20 protein-coding genes, 1 pseudogene and 1 riboswitch are annotated in these 18,505 nt (G+C 70.0%); of the genes and pseudogenes, 13 read left to right on the top strand and 8 right to left on the bottom strand.

What is annotated here, in order from left to right; genetic code table 11:
• Window positions 1-19: 19 nt before the first annotated feature.
• The 4 genes from ACODR1_RS08225 to ACODR1_RS08210 form a co-directional block, all read right to left on the bottom strand.
• A complete protein-coding gene (locus ACODR1_RS08225; protein WP_488880161.1) occupies window positions 20-1,240 on the bottom strand; it encodes a CCA tRNA nucleotidyltransferase in 1,221 nt (406 codons plus the stop codon).
• Window positions 1,241-1,603: 363 nt separating this feature from the next.
• Complete coding sequence (locus ACODR1_RS08220) at window positions 1,604-2,260, bottom strand: CoA pyrophosphatase (RefSeq protein ID WP_488880013.1); 657 nt, start codon at window positions 2,258-2,260, stop codon at window positions 1,604-1,606.
• Window positions 2,257-2,832: a DUF1285 domain-containing protein gene (locus tag ACODR1_RS08215; RefSeq protein ID WP_488880012.1), complete on the bottom strand. Its 576-nt coding sequence runs from the start codon at window positions 2,830-2,832 to the stop codon at window positions 2,257-2,259. The genes ACODR1_RS08220 and ACODR1_RS08215 overlap by 4 nt, the downstream gene beginning before the upstream one ends.
• Window positions 2,833-2,938: 106 nt before the next feature.
• Window positions 2,939-3,460 carry a GNAT family N-acetyltransferase gene (locus ACODR1_RS08210; protein WP_488880011.1) on the bottom strand — a complete coding sequence of 174 codons (522 nt, stop codon included), beginning with the start codon at window positions 3,458-3,460 and terminating at the stop codon, window positions 2,939-2,941.
• Window positions 3,461-3,724: 264 nt separating this feature from the next.
• On the opposite strand from ACODR1_RS08210, the gene ACODR1_RS08205 reads away from it, so the two are divergent.
• Complete coding sequence (locus ACODR1_RS08205; protein ID WP_488880010.1) at window positions 3,725-4,987, top strand: MFS transporter; 1,263 nt, start codon at window positions 3,725-3,727, stop codon at window positions 4,985-4,987.
• 169 nt (window positions 4,988-5,156) lie between these two features.
• Here the strand turns inward: ACODR1_RS08205 and ACODR1_RS08200 are convergent, their stop codons facing one another.
• Window positions 5,157-5,636: a GNAT family N-acetyltransferase gene (locus ACODR1_RS08200; protein ID WP_488880009.1), complete on the bottom strand. Its 480-nt coding sequence runs from the start codon at window positions 5,634-5,636 to the stop codon at window positions 5,157-5,159.
• On the opposite strand from ACODR1_RS08200, the gene ACODR1_RS08195 reads away from it, so the two are divergent.
• Window positions 5,635-5,961 (top strand): TfoX/Sxy family protein, encoded by a 327-nt coding sequence (locus ACODR1_RS08195; protein ID WP_488880008.1) that lies wholly within the window; start codon window positions 5,635-5,637, stop codon window positions 5,959-5,961. The two genes, ACODR1_RS08200 and ACODR1_RS08195, sit on opposite strands and share 2 nt — an antisense overlap.
• A gap of 103 nt (window positions 5,962-6,064) precedes the next feature.
• Here ACODR1_RS08195 and ACODR1_RS08190 read toward each other — a convergent pair whose 3' ends face one another.
• On the bottom strand, window positions 6,065-6,922 hold the full coding sequence (locus ACODR1_RS08190; protein WP_488880007.1) for an SDR family oxidoreductase: 858 nt from the start codon (window positions 6,920-6,922) through the stop codon (window positions 6,065-6,067).
• A gap of 225 nt (window positions 6,923-7,147) precedes the next feature.
• Between ACODR1_RS08190 and ACODR1_RS08185 the strand changes: the two genes are divergently transcribed.
• Window positions 7,148-7,759, top strand: a complete 612-nt coding sequence (locus ACODR1_RS08185) for a class I SAM-dependent methyltransferase (RefSeq protein WP_488880006.1) — start codon at window positions 7,148-7,150, stop codon at window positions 7,757-7,759.
• On the opposite strand, the gene ACODR1_RS08180 is transcribed toward ACODR1_RS08185, so the two are convergent.
• Window positions 7,750-8,634 (bottom strand): LysR family transcriptional regulator, encoded by an 885-nt coding sequence (locus ACODR1_RS08180; protein ID WP_488880005.1) that lies wholly within the window; start codon window positions 8,632-8,634, stop codon window positions 7,750-7,752. The two genes, ACODR1_RS08185 and ACODR1_RS08180, sit on opposite strands and share 10 nt — an antisense overlap.
• Window positions 8,635-8,734: 100 nt before the next feature.
• On the opposite strand from ACODR1_RS08180, the gene ACODR1_RS08175 reads away from it, so the two are divergent.
• Window positions 8,735-9,808, top strand: coding sequence for an alkene reductase (locus ACODR1_RS08175; RefSeq protein WP_488880004.1), 1,074 nt, complete (start codon window positions 8,735-8,737; stop codon window positions 9,806-9,808).
• Between the two features lie 43 nt (window positions 9,809-9,851).
• Here ACODR1_RS08175 and ACODR1_RS08170 read toward each other — a convergent pair whose 3' ends face one another.
• Window positions 9,852-10,346, bottom strand: coding sequence for a dihydrofolate reductase family protein (locus ACODR1_RS08170; RefSeq protein ID WP_488880003.1), 495 nt, complete (start codon window positions 10,344-10,346; stop codon window positions 9,852-9,854).
• Window positions 10,347-10,615: 269 nt separating this feature from the next.
• Here ACODR1_RS08170 and ACODR1_RS08165 point away from each other — a divergent pair, with 269 nt between their 5' ends.
• The 9 genes and pseudogenes from ACODR1_RS08165 (at window position 10,616) to ACODR1_RS08125 (ending at window position 18,217) form a co-directional block, all read left to right on the top strand.
• The gene (locus ACODR1_RS08165; protein ID WP_488880002.1) at window positions 10,616-11,698 is read left to right on the top strand and encodes a site-specific DNA-methyltransferase; all 1,083 of its coding nucleotides are present in this window, start codon (window positions 10,616-10,618) and stop codon (window positions 11,696-11,698) included.
• 10 nt (window positions 11,699-11,708) lie between these two features.
• The gene (locus ACODR1_RS08160) at window positions 11,709-12,116 is read left to right on the top strand and encodes a hypothetical protein (protein WP_488880001.1); all 408 of its coding nucleotides are present in this window, start codon (window positions 11,709-11,711) and stop codon (window positions 12,114-12,116) included.
• A 39-nt stretch (window positions 12,117-12,155) separates the two neighbouring features.
• A pseudogene (locus ACODR1_RS08155) lies at window positions 12,156-12,260 on the top strand (hypothetical protein); the annotation flags it as partial.
• A gap of 105 nt (window positions 12,261-12,365) precedes the next feature.
• A riboswitch (glycine riboswitch) is annotated at window positions 12,366-12,457 on the top strand.
• Window positions 12,458-12,614: 157 nt separating this feature from the next.
• Complete coding sequence (gene gcvT, locus ACODR1_RS08150) at window positions 12,615-13,739, top strand: glycine cleavage system aminomethyltransferase GcvT (RefSeq protein ID WP_488880000.1); 1,125 nt, start codon at window positions 12,615-12,617, stop codon at window positions 13,737-13,739.
• 75 nt (window positions 13,740-13,814) lie between these two features.
• Window positions 13,815-14,180: a glycine cleavage system protein GcvH gene (gcvH, locus tag ACODR1_RS08145; RefSeq protein ID WP_488879999.1), complete on the top strand. Its 366-nt coding sequence runs from the start codon at window positions 13,815-13,817 to the stop codon at window positions 14,178-14,180.
• A gap of 117 nt (window positions 14,181-14,297) precedes the next feature.
• Window positions 14,298-15,641 carry an aminomethyl-transferring glycine dehydrogenase subunit GcvPA gene (gcvPA, locus tag ACODR1_RS08140; protein WP_488879998.1) on the top strand — a complete coding sequence of 448 codons (1,344 nt, stop codon included), beginning with the start codon at window positions 14,298-14,300 and terminating at the stop codon, window positions 15,639-15,641.
• Window positions 15,638-17,209, top strand: a complete 1,572-nt coding sequence (gene gcvPB / locus ACODR1_RS08135; protein ID WP_488879997.1) for an aminomethyl-transferring glycine dehydrogenase subunit GcvPB — start codon at window positions 15,638-15,640, stop codon at window positions 17,207-17,209. Before gcvPA ends, gcvPB begins: the two co-directional genes overlap by 4 nt.
• A gap of 132 nt (window positions 17,210-17,341) precedes the next feature.
• The gene (locus tag ACODR1_RS08130) at window positions 17,342-17,755 is read left to right on the top strand and encodes a hypothetical protein (RefSeq protein ID WP_101713760.1); all 414 of its coding nucleotides are present in this window, start codon (window positions 17,342-17,344) and stop codon (window positions 17,753-17,755) included.
• 21 nt (window positions 17,756-17,776) lie between these two features.
• Window positions 17,777-18,217 (top strand): hypothetical protein, encoded by a 441-nt coding sequence (locus tag ACODR1_RS08125; protein ID WP_488879996.1) that lies wholly within the window; start codon window positions 17,777-17,779, stop codon window positions 18,215-18,217.
• Window positions 18,218-18,505: the final 288 nt, after the last annotated feature.

Genomic DNA, 18,505 nt, shown 5'->3' with positions numbered 1-18,505 from the left:
CCCCCGGGGCCCTTCCGCCTCAAACCGCCATGCCCTGGACCACCGCCTTCAGGCGCTCGATGACCGACAGCTTGTCCTCGATGAAGTCCTGGTCGATCCACCAGATCTCGACCTCGCGCATCACCTCGCCGACCAGCGGCCCCTTGGGCACGCCGGCGCGCATGACTTCCTCGCCGGTCATCGGGAAGCTCGGCGGATCCCAGTTCTCGGCCAGGGCCAGGAGGGCGCGCCACTGCGAGGTGGTGGCCGGGCGGGTCGAGCCGGCCCAGGCCAGCTTCACCCGGTCGGTGAAGGTGCGCAGGCTGAGCGCATAGACGGCCCGGCGGGCCTCGCGCGGGCTCATCCACGAGACGATGCGCGGCGAGGTGCCGACCGCCTCGATCAGCCGCTCCTTCAGGGCGTTGGACAGCCGCAGGCGCTCGGAGAGTTCCCGGGCCAGCACGGCGTCGTCGGGGATCAGGGCGGCCAGGCGCAGCTCGACGTCGTTCTCGAACAATTGCTCGGTCTCGATGGCGACCAGGCCGTCGAGGCGGGCCAGCGACTTGACGAACGGCAGGATGGCGCCCAGCACGCCGGTGGCCGCCATCAGCCGCAGGGCCGGGCGGGGATCCTCGGCCGCCAGCAGCTTGAGGATCTCTTTCTGGGTGCGCTCGGCGGCGCGGCCGGAGACAAGGCCCTTGAGCGCCTTGCAGGCGGCCAGGGCCTTGGCGTCGGGCTCGCCCTTGCCGTACCAGGCCTGGAAGCGGAAGAAGCGCAGGATCCGCAGATAGTCCTCGCGGATGCGGGTCATCGGCTCGCCGACGAACACCACCTTGCCGTCGCGCGCGTCCTGCACCCCGTGGCCGGTGGGGTCGTAGAGCCGGCCCTCGCCGTCGACATAGAGGGCGTTGAAGCGGAAGTCGCGGCGCTGGGCGTCCTCTTCCCAGGCGTGGGTGAAGGCCACCACCGCCCGGCGGCCGTCGGTGGAGACGTCGCGGCGCAGGGTGGTGATCTCGAACGGGATCTTGCCCGAGACGGCCGTGACCGTGCCGTGGTCGACGCCGGTGGGGATGGCCTTCAGCCCCGCCTCGCCCAGCGCCTCGATCACCTGGTCGGGCGTCAGGGTGGTGGCGATGTCGATGTCGTCGACCGGCTTGTTCATCAGCGTGTTGCGCACGCAGCCGCCGACGAAGCGGGCGCAGCCCGGACGGCCCTTGGCCTCCAGGGCGGCGATCACCGCCTTGGTCTCGGGCCATGCCATCCACGGCGGCCGGCCGATGGTCTGGGTTTCCACGCGACATCCCCCTTTACGCAACGGCAGGCCGCCGCCCGTTGGCGCGGGCGGTACGTCCTGCTTTCAAACGACTATTTCAGGGAATGGACACTCGCGCCAAGAGCGGAAACGCGCTCGTCCCCAACTGTCGGCCTCGCACCTTGTCCCACATCAAAACTCGTCATCCCGGCCGGAGGCTCGCGCAGCCGGCCGCAGAGCCGGGACCCAGGGGGGACCGCAGTGCGCCGGCCCCTGGGTCCCGGCTCTCCGCTTCGCGGAGCCTGTCCTCGGGCGCGCTTCGCGCGACCCGGGGGGCCGGGATGACGATCTTTGGGAGGCTGGAAGTTGGAGCTAAACCTCGACCGGGACGCTCTCGGGGTGCAGCCGCTCGTACAGCGCCCGCAGCATGCCGGCCGTCGCGCCCCAGATGAACCGCTCGTTCCACGGCATGGCGTAGAAGAACCGCCGGCCGGTGGGCGTGTCGCGGTGCTGGCGCTGGTGGTTGGCGGGATCCATCAGAAAGTCGAACGGCGTCTCGAAGACGTCGGCCACCTCGTCGGGATTGGCGACCAGCTCGCAGGCCGGATCCACGAACCCGACCACCGGCGTGACGTGGAAGCCGGTCACCGTGGCGTAGCCCTGGATCAGGCCGGCCACCTCGACGAAGCGGGGATCAAGGCCGACCTCCTCGTTGGCCTCGCGCAGGGCCGTGCCCCACGGCGTCTCGCCCGGATCGCAGCGGCCGCCGGGAAAGGCGATCTGGCCGGTGTGGCTGCGCAGGGTGTCGGAGCGGCGGGTGAGGATGACGTTCAGGCTGCCTGGCCGCTGCACCAGGCCGATCAGCACGGCGGCCGGACGCAGGGCGTGGGGATTGTCGATCCGCAGGCCCGGATTGAGGTCGAAGTCCGAGCGCCAGTCGTTCTTCAGGCAGGGATCGTAGGCCTCGATCGGATCGAGCCGGCTCTTGATGAAGGCCCGTCGGGCGGCCGCGTCGGTCTGCGGGATCATGCCGGATCACTCGCAACAGGCCCCACGGGAAACCAGGCGCCGTTCGAGGCGACGCCGAAGCGCCGGCCCTCGCCCGTGTCGCGCTCGCTGGCCATCTCGACCAGTTCGTAGAACACCGGCCGGGCGATCAAGGCCTCCAGGCCCCGCCGCACGTGCAGATAGGGCCGCGGTTCGCCGGTCGCCGGGTCTTCCACCACGCGGATGGCGTGGTCGGGCCCGGCCACGACCTCGTCGCCGACATTGGTCTGGAAGCGCAGGGCGTCGCCGTCGCGGTCGACGCGCACGGCGATGAACGGGGCGTCCTCGACCGTGATCCTCATCTTCTCCACCGGGGTGACCAGGTGGAAGCCGTCGGGGTCGCGCCGCAGGATGGTGGAGAACAGGCGCACCAGGGCCTCGCGGCCGATCGGCGTGCCCTCGTGGAACCAGACGCCGTCCCTGGCGATGCGGATGTCGATGTCGCCGCAGTGGGGCGGGTTCCACAGATGCACCGGCGGCAGGCCCTTGCCGCCGGCCGCTTTGGCGGCCTGGGCGACGCCGTCTAGTCCGGTGCTGGCTGTGTCTGAGGGCATGGACCTCAGTTAGGTCATGCGCGCCCCGGGCTCAAGCGAAGCCTGGAGATGGTCTCACATGCCGCTTGGGGGCGTGGTTTTCGTCCCTGACGCCAGGCCTGAAGCCCTAGCGGACCGCCACGCGCCCTTCGAAGCCCTCGTCGCCGCCGGGGACCAGGGCTTTCAGCAGCACCCGGCGCTGGTCGGCCGGGCCGGGCATCACGACCTTGGCGGCGGGGGCGGCCGAAAAGCCGATGCGGCTGAAATAGGGAGCGTCGCCGACCAGCAGCACGGCGTTCCAGCCGGCCTGCGTCGCCGCCTGGCAGGCGGCCTCGACCAGGGCTTGGCCGAGACCGGCGCTGCGCTGTTCGGAATCCACGGCCAGCGGGCCCAGGAACGCGGCCGGCTTGCCGCCGATGGTCACCGGCCACAGCCGCACGCTGCCGATCACCTGGCCGCCGCGCAGGGCGACGAACGAGCAGGCGTCGAGCTTCTGGTTGGTCTCGCGCAGCCGCTCGGACGACTTGGCGAAGCGGCCGGGCCCGAAGGCGCGGTCGACCAGCGCCTCGACGGCGGCGGCGTGGTGCGGGGCTTCGAGCTCGACCGAGGGAGCGTCTTGCGGAAGAAGGGCGGCGGAAGAAGCGGTCATGAGGCGACGAGGATCCGGGTGCGAACGGGGATTTATCCCCGGCGCGTGACGCGGCCGCGACGGCCGCCGTTCCCGGGGGGGCGTTAGGCGCGGACGGCGGTCCGCGCGGCGCAGGTTCGTCGTTGGCGTCGCATCGGCGGCGCTCTCCCCGTGACAGAGGCGCGCGGCATACGGCCGTATGCCCCCCGCGTCAACGAAATCGACGACCTTATGAGACAAACGCGATTGCGACGCTTCGTCTCAAGGAGCAGGGTCCGCGCCGAAATGTCAGACCCCTCCGCCCTCCCCGCCGATCCCGACACCTCGACCCGCGCCCTGCTGCGCGAGCGCGACTACCTGCTGTTCTGGGGCGCGCGGTTCGTGGGCACGCTGGGCGTGCAGATCCAGGCGGTCGCTTTGGGCTGGCAGGTCTACGCCATCGCCCGCCAGACCATGTCGGTCGGCGAGTCGGCCTTCATGGTCAGCATGATCGGCCTGGCGCAGTTCGTGCCGCTGTTCCTGTTGACCCTGATCGCCGGCGAGACCGCCGACCGGCGCAGCCGCAAGCACATCGCCATGGTCACCCTGGCGATCGACACGGTCAGCGTGCTGGTGCTGCTGTTCCTGGCCGTGCGGGGCATCCACGCCCTGTGGCCGATCTTCACCATGGCGGTGTTCTTCGGGGCCAGCCGGGCCTTCATGTCGCCGGCCGTCAGCGCCATGGGGCCGATGCTGGTGCCGCGCCCGCTGCTGCCGCGCGCCATCGCCTGGAACTCGCTGGCCTGGCAGAGCGCCTCGATCGCCGGCCCGGCCCTGGGCGGCCTCCTGCTGGTGCACTCCGCCGGCCTGGCCTTCGGCGGGGCCGCGGCGCTCTACATCGTCGGCCAGGTCCTGCTGGCGGCCATAGGCAAGTCGACCACGCCCGTGGCCCAGCCCGGCTCGCGCCTGGAACTGATCCAGGAGGGGCTGGCCTATGTCTGGAACAACAAGATCGTCTTCGGCTCGATCTCGCTGGACCTGTTCGCGGTGATCCTGGGCGGCGCCACGGCCCTGCTGCCTGTGTTCGCCCGTGACGTGCTGCACATCGGCCCCGGCGGCTTTGGCCTGCTGCGCGCCTCGCCGGCCATCGGCGCGACGGCGGTGGCGATCTACCTGGCCAGCAACCCGATCCGCCGCCACGCCGGCCGCATCATGTTCGCGGGCGTGGCGGTATTCGGCGCGGCCACCGTGGTCTTCGGCCTGTCGCAGCTGGTCTGGCTGTCGGTGGCGGCGCTGGCGGTGCTGGGCGGGGCCGACATGCTGTCGGTCTATGTGCGCCAGACCCTGGTGCAGCTGGTCACGCCGGACGCCATGCGCGGACGCGTCTCGGCCGTCTCGGGCGTGTTCATCAGCGCCTCCAACGAGCTGGGCGAGGTCGAGAGCGGCGCGGTCGCCTGGCTGCTGGGCCCCGTGGGCGCGGCGGTGTTCGGCGGCCTGGGCGCCATCGGCGTCACCGGCCTGTGGGCCTGGCTGTTCCCGGCGCTGAGGAAGGCCGATCGGCTGGAGTGATCTAAGCTCCCACCTCCCCCGATGTATTGAACTGCTTCCCTGGGCCCTGTGCCCAGGGCCCATCGTTCAGCCGCTCAGATCGCGGAAGCCTCCCAAAGCACAGTCGGCGGCGCCATGGGTCCTCGGCACAAGGCCGAGGAAGGCGAAGAAGAGAGAGCCCAGCGGAAGATCAGCCCCCCGCCAGCCGCTCCAACGCCTCGCCGGTCATCCGCCGCACGGTCCACTCGTCCATCGCCGCCGCGCCCAGGCTGTCGTAGAAGGCGATCGACGGGGCGTTCCAGTCGAGCACGGCCCATTCCAGCCGGCCCAGGTTCTCCGCCACGCAGCGGCGCGCCAGATTGGCCAGCAGCGCCTTGCCCGCGCCCGCGCCGCGCGCGGCCGGCCGCACGAACAGGTCCTCCAGATAGATCCCGTGGCGGCCGACGAAGGTCGAGTAGTTGTAGAACCACAGGGCGATGCCCACCGGCTCGCCGTCGATCTGGGCGATGTCGCAGAACGCCTTGGGCGCGTCGCAGAACAGCGCCGCCTCGATGTGGGCTTGCGTGGCCTCCACCTCGTGCAGCAGCTTCTCGTATTCCGCCAGGTCGCGGATGAACGACAGGATCAGGGCGGCGTCTTGCGGCGCGGCGGGACGGACGGTGACGGGCATGGCGGTTTCTGACGACTTCCTGGAGTTCGTGCTCGAGCAGCTGGCGCCCCTGGGAGCGCTGAAGCCCAAGCGGATGTTCGGCGGGGTCGGGATCTACGCCAATGGCCTGTTCTTCGCGATCCTCGACGACGACACCCTCTACCTGAAAGGCGACGCCGAGCTCAAACCCCGGTTCGAGGCGGCCGGAAGCCACGCCTTCGACCCCTTCGGCGAAGGCAAGCCCATGGCCTACTGGAGCGCCCCGGCCGAGGCCATGGACGATGCGGACCTGCTGGTGGAGTGGGCCCACAGGGCGCTGGCGGTGGCGGGGCGGAAGCGAAAATAGAACCTCTCCCAAAGGGAGAGGGAGGGGCCCGCGCCGCAGGCGTGGGACCATCTATCCGCCCAATCCCCGCTTTCGCGGGGATTTTACGGGAGGGAGAAACGGTTCAACCGATCACCACCCCCGGCGGCGGGACGCTGTCCTCTGGCACGAAGAAGTCGGGCATCAGGCTGGCGGTGGGGTCGACGCGGTACTTGTCGAACTCGCGCACGCCCTCGCCGTAGAGGAACGTGTCGTCGATCAGGAACTGGCCGGTGAACTCGCGCGAGGGCTTCTGGAAGATCGCGTGGGCGGCGTCGGCCATGATCTCGGGCGTGCGGCAGTGGCGCAGGCCCTCCTCGCCGGTCAGGGCGAACTGGATGGCGGCGGTGGCGATGCCGGTGCGCGGCCACAGGGCGTTGAAGGCGATCCCGTCGCTCTTGAACTCCTGCGCCATGCCCAGCACGCACATCGACATGCCGAACTTGGCCATGGTGTAGGCCACGTGGCCGCCGAACCACCGCGGGCTCATGTCGAGCGGCGGCGACAGCATCAAGACGTGCGGGTTGGCGGCCTTCTTCAGGTGCGGGATGCAGGCCTTCGACGTCAGGAACGTGCCGCGCGCATTGACCTGGTGCATCAGGTCGTAGCGCTTCATGTCGGTCGACAGCGTGCCGGTCAGCGAGATGGCCGAGGCGTTGTTGACCAGGATGTCGATGCCGCCGAAGCGCTCGACCGCCTGGTCGACGGCCGACTGCACGCTGGCCTCGTCGCGCACGTCGACCACCAGAGGCAGGGCCTGTCCGCCGGCCGCCGCGATCTCGTCGGCGGCGGTGTAGATGGTGCCCGGCAGCTTGGGGTGCGGATCGGCGGTCTTGGCCGCGACCACCACATTGGCCCCGTCGCGCGCGGCCCGCAGCGCGATGGAAAGACCGATGCCCCGGCTGGCCCCGGTGATGAACAGCGTCTTGCCCGAGAGGCTCATGGCGCTCCCTCCTTGTTGATTGCCGCCACCCTAAGACCGAACGGGCCCCTCTTGCAGCCCCGCGATTCTCGCAACATATAAAGTTACGTGAATGGCGACCGACCGGCGGACGTCGACGACGGCGGAGCCCTGCCCATGCGCACCGAGGACGGATCCAAGCACTTCCTGGCGGCCTTCTCCGACCCGGCGGCGGTGGCCCGCTAGGCCGAGGGGCCGCCGCGCTTCGTGCCGGGCTTCCACGACCTGCACCGGATGTGCGGGGTGATGCTGGCCGAGCGCGCGCCGCAGACCGCCCGGGTGCTGGTGGTCGGGGCCGGCGGCGGGCTGGAGCTGAAGGCCTTGGCGCAGGCCCATCCCGGCTGGACCTTCGTCGGCGTCGACCCGGCGGGCGAGATGCTGCGCGGCGCAGAGCGGCTGCTGGGCCCGCTGAACGATCGGGTGACGCTGGTCGAGGGCTATGTCGAGGACGTAGCCGACGGCGAATTCGACGCCGCGACCTGCCTTCTGACCCTGCATTTCCTGGGTCACGACGAGCGCCTGCGCACCGAGCGCGAGATCCGCCGCCGCCTGAAGCCCGGCGCGCCCTTCGTCGCCGCCCACGGCAGCTTCCCGCAGGATCCCGGCCAGCGCGACGCCTGGCTCGACCGCTACGCCGCCTTCGCGATCGCCTCGGGCTTCGACCCCGTCCAGGCCCGGGGCGCCCGCGACGCCGTGGCCGCCAGCGTCAATATGATCGCCCCGGAAGACGACGAGGCCATACTGCGCGCCGCCGGCTTCACCGACGTGACCCTGTTCTACGCGGCCTTCACCTGGCGGGCCTGGGCGGCCTATGCGTGAGGGTCATCGCGCAGGTTCTGCCTGAGGAAATCGATGAACCGCTGGGTTCGGGCCGGCAGCAGGCGCGTGGCGGTGACCGCGTAGATCGAGGCCGGCGGCCCCTGCCAGCCCGGAAGGATCCGCACCAGCCGGCCGGCCGCCACCTCGTCGGCGACCACGCGCTCGGGGATCAGCAGGACGCCCATGTCCTGCGCGGCCAACCGCTTCAGCAGGGCCACGCTGTTGGCGCGGAACCGGCCATGGGCGGTGATGTCGACGACCTCGCCCCGCGCCTGCAGGCGCCAGGCGCCCCGCCCCGGCATGGCCAGGCAGGCATGGGCCTCCAGCTCGGCGGGATGGGCGGGCTCGCCATGCGCGGTCAGATAGCCCGGCGAGGCATAGAGGAACGGCGTCAGGTGGCCGATCACCCGGGCGATCAGGCCCGCGCCCTCCGGCTGGGCCATGCGCACGGCCAGGTCGAAGGGCTCGGCCACCAGGTCGACATTGCGGGGCGTCAGGTCCAGCTCGAAGTCGAGGCCGGGATACTGCGCCGCGAAGCGCGGCAGCAGCGGGGCCAGCCAGTTGGTGGCGAAGTCCACCGGCAGGGAGACGCGCAGGGTCCCGACCGGCCGGGCGACCATCTCGCCGAGCTCCTCGTGGGCGATGCGCGCCTCCTCGACGATCCGCAAGGCCCGCTCGAAATAGACCTGCCCCGCCTCGGTGGGTTCGATCGAGCGGGTGGTGCGGTTCAACAGCCGCAGGCCGATCGACTTCTCCAGCGTCGCGATGCGGCGCGACAGGGTCGAGCTGGGCATGCCCAGGCTTGCCGCCGCGCCGCGAAAGCTGCGCGCCTTCATGACCTCCACGAACAGCGCCATGTCGTCGAGCCGGCTCACTTCATTGCTCCATGAATGGATCAATCAATTCCATTTCGGCGACTTTGTGCCGACCACACGCTTTGCCATCTGTGGCCTCGCACCACAAGGAAGCCACCCGATGAGCCCCCTCTTCACCGCCGTCCGCCTGGGCCGGATCGATCTTTCCAACCGCCTGGCCATGGCCCCGATGACCCGCTCGCGCGCCCAGCCCGACGGGACGCCCGGCGAACTGGCGGCCCGCTACTACGCCCAGCGCGCCGGCCTTGGCCTGATCGTCACCGAGGGCGTGCAGCCGTCGGAGGACGGCCAGGGCTACCTGACCACGCCCGGCATCCACGCCGACGCCCATGTCGCCGGCTGGCGCGCGGTGACCGACGCCGTCCACGCCAAGGGCGGGCGCCTCTTCATGCAGCTGATGCACGCCGGGCGGATGTCGCATCCCGACAACACGCCCCACCACCGCCAGGGCGTCGCGCCTTCGGCCATCGCCCCGGGCGCGCCGATGTTCACCGCCACGGGTCCGCAGGACATTCCCACGCCCCGCGCCCTGAGCACCGACGAGGTGCGCCAGACCGTGGCCGACTTCCGCCAGGCGGCGCGACGGGCGATCGAGGCCGGCGCCGACGGCGTCGAGATCCACGGCGCCAACGCCTATCTGGTGCAGCAGTTCTTCGCCCCCAGCGCCAACACCCGCACCGACGCCTATGGCGGCTCGATCGAGAACCGCGCCCGTTTCGCCATCGAGGTGGCGACCGCCATCGCCGAGGAGATCGGCGCGGACCGCACCGCCATCCGCCTGTCGCCCGGCACGACGCTGTGGGGCATCGACGAAGGCGCCGAAGGCCCGGCTCTCTACCGCCACCTGGTCGCCGAACTCGACAAGCTGGGCCTGGCCTATGTGCACGTCATGCACCAGGGCGACGAGGCCCTGCTGGCCGACATCCGCAAGCTGTGGCGCGGCGTGCTGATCCTCAACCGCCCGGGTCGGCCGCGCGAGGACATCGGCGCCGACGTCGCCTCGGGCCTGGCCGACCTGGAAGCCTACGGCCAGGCCGTGCTGGCCAATCCCGACTTCGTCGAGCGCCTGAAGACCGGCGCACCGTTCAACGACGCCGACCGCATGACCTTCTTCGGCGGCGACGCGCGCGGCTACACCGACTATCCGAGCCTGCAAGAGACGGTTCCCGCCTGACCGGGCGCGAGGGTCCCGCCCACACGGACGGGACCCTCCATCCTCAAGCCTGCGCCCCCTCGCCGGCCTCGCCCGTCGCCCGGCCCCTTCCCCGTCCCGCCTTGATCGGCAGAAGCTCGTAGTCCAGCCGCACCACGCCCATGGCCAGGGCGGCCGTCCCGCGCAGGACGAGGCCCCTGGGCGGTCCGGCGCGGGCGGGAAACAGCGGCGGGCCCTCGCCCAGCAGCACAGGGGCGATCAGCAGCGACAGGCGGTCGAGCGCGCCCTGTTCGGCGAAGGCGGCCAGCAGCCCCGCGCCGCCCACCACCCAGGCGTCGCCGTCGTCGAGGTCGCGCAGGCGGTCGACCAGGGCCGGCAGCCCCTCGCGCCAGAACCGCACCCCGCGCTGCACCGGGTCGCCCCGCCGCGAGGTGACGACGAAGCCGCGCTTGCCGGCATAGGGCCAGCTCATGCCGAGGCTCGGGATCTGGTCATAGGTCGCCCGGCCCATGACCACGGTGCCTACCAGATCGATGAAGGCGCCGTAGCCGGGATCCACTTTTCGGAACGGCGTCGGCGACGCGACCGTCGAGGCTGGACGCGATGAACCCGCGGATCAGCGCCATGCCCCCTCACGCCCCCCAACGTCGTCAAAGCGCCCGAGCCCTTCGCGTCCCGGTCGAGTCCACGATAGAGAACATTTGCAGAACATCAACCACCATTAACCACTTTTCGAATCGCGATTAACCAGTGGCTAACCATGACCGTTCATTCCCGGGTAACCACGGGACTCCATGATTCCGTTAGGTGTTTTGCAAGGAAGCGGACATGTCGTTCGGGCCGGAAACCATCATTCAGGGCGACTGCATCGAGGCGATGAACGCCTTGCCCGAAAAGTCGGTCGACCTGATCTTCGCCGACCCGCCCTACAACCTTCAGCTTGGCGGCGACCTGCTGCGTCCGGACAATTCCAAGGTCGACGCGGTCGACGACCATTGGGACCAGTTCGAGAGCTTCGCGGCCTACGACAAGTTCACCCGCGAGTGGCTGAAGGCCGCCCGCCGCGTGCTCAAGGACGACGGCGCGATCTGGGTGATCGGCAGCTACCACAACATCTTCCGCGTCGGCGTGGCGGTGCAGGACCTGGGCTTCTGGATCCTCAACGACGTCATCTGGCGCAAGACCAACCCGATGCCCAACTTCAAGGGCACCCGCTTCGCCAACGCCCACGAGACCCTGATCTGGGCCTCCAAGAGCCAGAACGCCAAGCGCTACACCTTCAATTACGACGCCCTGAAGATGGCCAATGACGAGGTGCAGATGCGCTCGGACTGGACCATCCCGCTGTGCACCGGCGAGGAGCGCATCAAGGGCGCCGACGGGGCGAAGGCCCACCCGACCCAGAAGCCGGAAGCCCTGCTCTACCGGGTGATCCTGTCGACCACCAAGCCGGGCGACGTGATCCTGGATCCGTTCTTCGGCGTCGGCACCACGGGCGCCGCCGCCAAGCGCCTGGGCCGCAAGTTCATCGGCATCGAGCGCGAGGCCGAATATATCGAGCACGCCAAGACCCGCATCGCCCAGGTGACGCCGATCGCGCCGCAGGACCTGGAGATGACCGGCTCCAAGCGCGCCGAGCCGCGCGTGCCGTTCGGGGCCATCGTCGAGAACGGCCTGCTGCATCCGGGCGACACCCTCTACTGCGCCAAGGGCGCCCACGCGGCCAAGGTGCGTCCCGACGGCTCGATCGCGGTGGGCGACCTGACCGGCTCGATCCACAAGATCGGCGCCATGGTGCAGTCGGCTCCGGCCTGCAACGGCTGGACCTACTGGCACTTCAAGACCGACGCGGGCCTGGCCCCCATCGACGTGCTGCGCGCCCAGGTGCGCGCGGCCATGCCGCACGCCTGATCGCCTTCAAGTGAAGGAAGGCCCCATCGGCGTTCGCCGCTACTGGACGATCGGCTGCCTGGCGATCGTGCTGACCATGCTGTGCGTTTCGGCGCTGCCCCAGACGCCGCTCGGCTCGTTCTGGAACTATCTCGGGTCGGCCATCGAGGCGGTCGGTTGCGCCATCCTGCTGCTGATCGGGCGGAGACGGCTGGGCGCCCGCGCCAACCTGGCCTTCCTGGGCCCGGTCATCGGCGCGATCATCGTCTGCGCCTTCTTCGCCTGGAGTTTCATCAGCGGCCCGCCCGAGATCGCAAGGCCCGTCGTCAGCCCGCAGCTCTGCCTCAGCATCGCCTTGCTCGGGGTGGAGATGGGCAGCGTGCTGCAGTTCCTGATCATCGGCTTCATCGGCCAGGGCGGCGCGGTGAAGAAGAACTGAGGGGGCGCCAGCCTCTATCGGCTCACTCCAAAACCTCGTCATCCCGGCCGCAGCGTAGCGGAGAGCCGGGACCCAGGGGCCGGCGCAATGCAGTCGCCCCTGGGTCCCGGGTCTGCGGCGCATTCGCGCCTCCGCCCGGGATGACGATCAAGGGTTGGCTGCACGCCTTGAATCGAGGCGTCGCCGGGTACTCCGACAACCTGACGTCCACCCCGCTTGACTCGGCCCCGCCCCTCGCTCATTGAGCCCCTGACCCTCGCGGGAGACATCGGGATTCGTGTCCCGAGGCCGAAGGCGCAACCGCCCCGGAAACGCTCAGGCAAAAGGACCGCGCGGGTTTAGGAACGCTGGAAAGAAGCCTTCCCGAAAGGGCGGCTCGCCGAAGGAGCAAGGTCTCTCTGGAGAGGGGCCGGAATCTCTCAGGCCTAAGGGACAGCGGGGGCGCGACCAACCGGCGGAAGCCGGAACCGTCGCCGACCCCGTTTCGGAGCCCGCCGCGTGTCCACCGACGACCTCAAGAAGACCCCGCTGTTCGACGCCCACGTGGCGGCCGGCGCCCGCATGGTGCCGTTCGCGGGCTATTCCATGCCCGTGCAATACAAGGACGGCGTGCTGAAAGAGCACCTTTGGACCCGCGAGCACGCGGGCCTGTTCGACGTCTCGCACATGGGCCAGGCCCGCATCCGCGGCGCCAATGGTGAAACAAGCCCGGCGAAAAGCTTCGAGAAGGTGGTCTCGGCCGACTACCAGGGCCTGAAGGCCGGCAAGCAGCGCTACGGCGTGCTGCTGAACGCCGAAGGCGGGATCATCGATGATTTGATGACCGCCCGTCCCGACGACGATGGGCTGTTCGTGGTGGTCAACGGCGCCTGCAAGGACAACGACTACAAGATCATCGCCGAGACCCTGGCCGGTGAAGCCAGCGTCGAGCGCCTGGAAGACCGCGCGCTGCTGGCGCTGCAAGGCCCGCAGGCCGCCGCCGTGCTGGCCGCCCACGTTCCGGAAGCCGCCGCCATGGTGTTCATGGACGCCCGCGCCCTGACCGCGTTTGGCGTCGACGCCATCATCTCGCGCTCGGGCTACACCGGCGAGGACGGCTATGAGATCTCGGTCCCGGCCTCGGACGCCGCCCGCATCTGGAACACCCTGCTGGAAGACGAGCGGGTCAAGCCGATCGGCCTGGGCGCCCGCGACAGCCTGCGCCTGGAAGCGGGCCTGCCGCTCTACGGCCACGACCTGGACGAGACGGTCTCGCCGATCGAGGCGGGCCTGAACTTCGCCGTCGGCAAGAGCCGCCGCGAGGCCGGCGACTTCCTGGGCGCCGAACGGATCACCAAGGAACTGGCCGGCGAACTGGCCCGCGTCCGTGTGAACCTGAAGGTGCTGGAAGGCGCCCCGGCCCGCGAAGGCGCCGACATCGCCGACGCCGACGGAAACGTCATTGGCAAGGTCACCAGCGGGGGCTTTGGCCCCAGCTTCGGCGGCGCCATCGCGATCGGTTTCGTGCCCCCGGCCTACGCCGTGATCGGCGCGACCCTGAAAGTCATCGTCCGGGGCAAGCCGGCGGCCGCCGAGGTCGTCGCCTCCCCGTTCGTTCCCACCCGTTACGTCCGCAAACTCTAAGCCGACGCGACAGCCAAAAGTGGACGCCGGTTTTGGCGTCCGTCGCGTCGCCAGCAAAAACGAAAGGGCCAGACCATGCGCTTCACCAAGGACCATGAATGGGTCGCCGTCGAAGGCGACATCGCCACCGTCGGCATCACCGCCTACGCCGCCGAGCAACTGGGCGACGTGGTGTTCGTCGAGGCGCCCGAAGTCGGCAAGGTCGTCAAGCAAGGCGACCAAATGGCCGTCGTCGAGAGCGTCAAGGCCGCGTCGGACGTCTACGCCCCGGTGTCGGGCGAGGTCGTCGAAGCCAACGCCGAGCTGGGCGATGCGCCGGAAACCGTCAACGCCCTGCCGGAAAGCGGCGGCTGGTTCGCCAAGCTGAAGCTCTCCAACCCGGCCGAGGTCGACGCCCTGATGGACCGCGACGCCTACGAGGCGTTCCTGGCGACGCTTTAAGGAAGAACCCTTCCCCCTTGATGGGGGAAGGGCAGGGTTGGGGGTGACCCCACCGCAGTAGACACCCCCATCCCCGCCCCTTCCCCCATCAAGGGGGAAGGGAGAAGGACCTGATTGATGCGCTACCTCCCCCTGACCCCCGAAGACCGCGCCGACATGCTCGGCGTGATCGGCGCGGGCTCGATCGACGAGCTGTTCGTCGACGTGCCGGCCGTCGCCCGCCGCAGCGAGCCTGTGGACCTGCCCCATCACGCCGGCGAGATCGAGGTCGAGCGCGAGCTCTTGCGCCTGTCGCGCCGCAACCGCTCGGCGGCCGAGGGGCCGTTCTTCGTCGGGGCCGGGGCCTATCGCCACCACGTGCCGGCCACGGTCGACCACATCATCCAGCGGTCGGAATTCCTGACCAGCTACACGCCCTACCAGCCGGAAATCGCCCAGGGCACGCTGCAGGTGCTGTTCGAGTTCCAGAGCCAGGTCGCGGCCCTGACCGGCATGGATGTGGCCAACGCCTCGCTCTATGACGGCTCGACCGCCACGGCCGAGGCCGTGATGATGGCCCAGCGCGTCACCCGCAAGAACAAGGCCGTGCTGTCGGGCGGCGTCCACCCGCAATATGTCGGCGCCGTCGAGACCCTGGCCCACGCCGCCGGCGTGACCACGCAGCGCCTGCCGGCCGCCATCGACGCCGAGGACGCGGTGATCGCCGCCATCGACGCCGATACCGCCTGCGTCGTGGTGCAGACCCCCAACGTCTTCGGCACCGCCACCGACGTCTCCAAGATCGCCGAGGCCGCCCACGCCGCCGGCGCCCTCTTGATCGTCGTCACCACCGAGGCCGTCTCCTACGGCCTCTTGAAGTCGCCGGGCGCCATGGGCGCCGACATCGCCGTGGCCGAGGGCCAGTCGATCGGCAACGGCTTGAACTTCGGCGGTCCTTACGTCGGCCTCTTCGCCTGCCGCGAAAAGTTCGTCCGCCAGGCGCCGGGGCGCCTCTGCGGCGAGACGGTGGACGCCGACGGCAAGCGCGGCTTCGTGCTGACGCTGTCGACCCGCGAGCAGCACATCCGCCGCGACAAGGCCACCAGCAACATCTGCACCAACAGCGGCCTGTGCGCTCTCGCCTTCTCGATCCACATGAGCCTGCTGGGCGAGCAGGGCCTGCGCCAGCTGGCCTCGCTGAACCACCATAAGGCCTTGGCGACCGCGAAGGCCCTGGCGGCCATCCCGGGCGTCGAGATCCTCACCCCGCGCTTCTTCAACGAGTTCGCCGTGCGCCTGCCCAAGGACGCCGCCGAGGTCGTCGAGACCCTGGCCGCCCACGGCGTCATCGCCGGCGTGCCCTATTCGCGCCTGGAGCCGGGCGCGGGCCTGGACAACGTGCTGCTGGTCGCCACGACCGAGACCACGCTCGACACCGACATCACCTTCTTCGCCAAGCTGCTGGCCGGAGCCGTCCAATGAGCATGAACAATGTCGGACGTCCCACCCGTCCCGAAGCGTCCAACGACGACGCGGGCTTCGCCTCGCTGTCGGGCGGCCGCGGCCTGCTGCAGGACGAGCCGCTGATCTTCGAACTGGGCGGCTGGACCAAGACCGGCGTCGACCTGCCCGACGCCGTCGCCGCCGACGGCGCCCTGGCCGGCCTGACCCGCGACGAGCCCATCGGCCTGCCGGGCCTCTCCGAACCGGAAGCCGTGCGCCACTACGTGCGCCTGTCCCAGAAGAACCACGCCATCGATCTCGCGCTCTATCCGCTGGGTTCGTGCACGATGAAGCACAACCCGCGCCTGAACGAGAAGATGGCGCGCCTGCCGGGCCTGTCGGACATCCACCCGCTGCAGCCGCAGTCGACGGTGCAGGGCGCCATCGAGCTGATGGACCGCCTGGCCCACTGGCTGAAGACCCTGACCGGCATGCCGGCGGTCGCCCTGTCGCCCAAGGCCGGCGCCCACGGCGAGCTGTGCGGCCTGCTGGCCATCCGCGCCGCCCACGAGGCGGCCGGGAACGGCCACCGCAAGACCGTGCTGGCCCCGACCAGCGCCCACGGCACCAACCCGGCCACGGCGGCCTTCTGCGGCTATACGGTCGTCGAAATCGCCCAGACCGACGACGGCCGCGTCGACCTCGCCGACCTGGAAGCCAAGCTCGGCGACCACGTGGCGGCGATCATGGTCACCAACCCCAACACCTGCGGCCTGTTCGAGCGCGACGTGGTGGAGATCGCCCGCCTGACCCACGCGGCGGGCGCGTACTTCTACTGCGACGGCGCCAACTTCAACGCCATCGTCGGCCGGGTGCGCCCGGGCGACCTGGGCGTCGACGCCATGCACATCAACCTGCACAAGACCTTCTCGACGCCCCACGGCGGCGGCGGTCCGGGCGCGGGTCCGGTGGTGCTGAGCGAGGCTCTGGCCCTGTTCGCCCCCACCCCGTGGGTGGTGCATGACGAGAATGGCTACAGGCTGATCGAGGAAGCCGAAGGCGTCGCCGCCCAGGCCTTCGGCCGGATGAGCGCCTTCCACGGCCAGATGGGCATGTACGTGCGCGCCTACGCCTACATGCTCAGCCACGGCGCCGACGGCCTGCGCCAGGTGGCCGAGGACGCGGTGCTGAACGCCAACTACATCAAGGCCCGCCTGTCGGACCTGATGAGCCCGGCCTTCCCCGAGGGTCCGTGCATGCACGAGGCGCTGTTCGACGACGCCTGGCTGGAAGGCACGGGCGTCACCACCCTCGACTTCGCCAAGGCGATGATCGACGAGGGCTTCCACCCGATGACCATGTATTTCCCGCTTGTGGTGCATGGCGCGATGCTGATCGAGCCGACCGAGACCGAGTCCAAGGCCGAGCTCGACCGCTTCATCGAGGCCCTCCGCCTGCTGGCGGGATCGGCCAAGGCCGGCGAGGTCGAGCGCTTCAAGAACGCCCCGCACCTGGCGCCGCTCAAGCGCCTGGACGAGACCCTGGCGGCCCGTAAGCCGAAGTTGAAGTGGAAACCTGTGGCCCCCGCGCCACTCGCCGCGGAATAGCTGCAACAGCAGCACGAATGCGGAACGGGGCGCCTTTACGGAAGGGCGCCCCGTTTCCATATGCAGCTTGTGAGACGAGGGGGCCGGCCTATTTCCGGAAACCGGCGGACCACAAGCCCCGTTCAGCCCCCCATGAACCTCGCCATCGCCATGCCGCCCGTGCGCCTCTCCGCTGCCGACGAACTCGCCCGCGAGCTTCTCGGCCGGATCATTCGCGGCCTGCTCGTGGCCCTTGGCCTGGTGTTCATCGCCGCGGGCTTTCTGATTGCGCCCCTGCCCGGCCCGATGGGCGTGCCGCTGACGGTCATCGGCCTGATGCTGGTGCTGCGCAACTCGTTCAAGGCCCGTAAGCAGTTCGTCCGCTTCCAGCACGCCCACCCCAAGCTGGTCTTCCCGCTGCGCCGCCTGCTGCGCCGCGAGCCCGAGGTGGTGCTGGTGGCCTGGCAGCAGGCCCTGCGGATCGAGAAGCTGGTCATCCCGCGCCGCTGGCGCGTGGCCAAGCGCTGGCGCAAGGCGCTCAAGCGCCGGGGCCAGCGCGCGGTCTAGGGGCCCCGTGAGCCGCCTCCAGTGACCCGGCGCGACCCCAGGGTCGTTCGCCGCCTTTCCGGCCTGCGTCGCCGCCGGCTGGCCTTCGTCGTGCGCGAAACCTTCGCCCGCGTCGCCCGGATCCTGCTGATCGCCCTGGGCGTGCTGATCCTGCTGGCCGGCGCGGTGCTCACCCCCCTGCCCGGCCATGTGGGCCTGCCGCTGCTGGTGATCGGGCTGATGGTGGTCTTACGCAACTCGTTCCAGGCCAAGCGCCGCTTCATCCGCTGGCAGCGCCGCCACCCCAAGCTGATCTTCCCCATCCGCCGCCTGATGCGCCGCGAGCCCGAGATCCTGCTGGTCGCCTGGCAGCAGCTTCTGCGGTCGGAGAAGGTGTTCCTGCGGCGGCCGGGCTGGCGGGTGCTGAAGCGGGGGCGCAAGGCTGTGCGGAAGGCGCTGAGGCGGCTTCGCAGGGGCGCTTAGCCCTTCGTCCCAACACATCGTTTTCTCGCCTTCCTCGCCCCTGTGGCGAGGATCCATGGCTGGGCCAGGCTCGGCGCCCCTCGCCTGGACGCAGCCAACGTGGACGTGCGCGAACTCTCGGTCTGAGCAGCTGAACCATGGGCCCTAGGCACAAGGCCTAGGGAGGCGGGTTAGGGGATATGCCGAGCCAGGATCGGCCAGCGCCGTAACCTCTCACCCTCCCACGCTGCGCGTGGGCCCCTCCCTTGTATCTAGATCGCGGCGCCGGAGCGTGATGGCTTGGTGCTG

It is taken from the genome of Caulobacter sp. FG7 (assembly GCF_057808875.1).
Note: the sequence above shows the minus strand (reverse complement) of the source record. Positions and strands in the feature narration are given on the sequence as shown.

Excerpts from the sequence above, each read along its gene's own strand:
- gcvH (WP_488879999.1), top strand. The coding sequence starts at position 13,815 with ATGCGCTTCACCAAGGACCATGAATGGGTCGCCGTCGAAGGCGACATC.
- ACODR1_RS08210 (WP_488880011.1), bottom strand. The coding sequence starts at position 3,460 with ATGACCGCTTCTTCCGCCGCCCTTCTTCCGCAAGACGCTCCCTCGGTC.
- gcvPB (WP_488879997.1), top strand. The coding sequence starts at position 15,638 with ATGAGCATGAACAATGTCGGACGTCCCACCCGTCCCGAAGCGTCCAAC.
- ACODR1_RS08220 (WP_488880013.1), bottom strand. The coding sequence starts at position 2,260 with ATGATCCCGCAGACCGACGCGGCCGCCCGACGGGCCTTCATCAAGAGC.
- ACODR1_RS08215 (WP_488880012.1), bottom strand. The coding sequence starts at position 2,832 with ATGCCCTCAGACACAGCCAGCACCGGACTAGACGGCGTCGCCCAGGCC.
- ACODR1_RS08165 (WP_488880002.1), top strand. The coding sequence starts at position 10,616 with ATGTCGTTCGGGCCGGAAACCATCATTCAGGGCGACTGCATCGAGGCG.
- ACODR1_RS08175 (WP_488880004.1), top strand. The coding sequence starts at position 8,735 with ATGAGCCCCCTCTTCACCGCCGTCCGCCTGGGCCGGATCGATCTTTCC.
- ACODR1_RS08195 (WP_488880008.1), top strand. The coding sequence starts at position 5,635 with ATGGCGGTTTCTGACGACTTCCTGGAGTTCGTGCTCGAGCAGCTGGCG.
- ACODR1_RS08205 (WP_488880010.1), top strand. The coding sequence starts at position 3,725 with ATGTCAGACCCCTCCGCCCTCCCCGCCGATCCCGACACCTCGACCCGC.
- ACODR1_RS08200 (WP_488880009.1), bottom strand. The coding sequence starts at position 5,636 with ATGCCCGTCACCGTCCGTCCCGCCGCGCCGCAAGACGCCGCCCTGATC.
- ACODR1_RS08190 (WP_488880007.1), bottom strand. The coding sequence starts at position 6,922 with ATGAGCCTCTCGGGCAAGACGCTGTTCATCACCGGGGCCAGCCGGGGC.
- gcvPA (WP_488879998.1), top strand. The coding sequence starts at position 14,298 with ATGCGCTACCTCCCCCTGACCCCCGAAGACCGCGCCGACATGCTCGGC.
- ACODR1_RS08225 (WP_488880161.1), bottom strand. The coding sequence starts at position 1,240 with ATGGCATGGCCCGAGACCAAGGCGGTGATCGCCGCCCTGGAGGCCAAG.
- ACODR1_RS08130 (WP_101713760.1), top strand. The coding sequence starts at position 17,342 with ATGAACCTCGCCATCGCCATGCCGCCCGTGCGCCTCTCCGCTGCCGAC.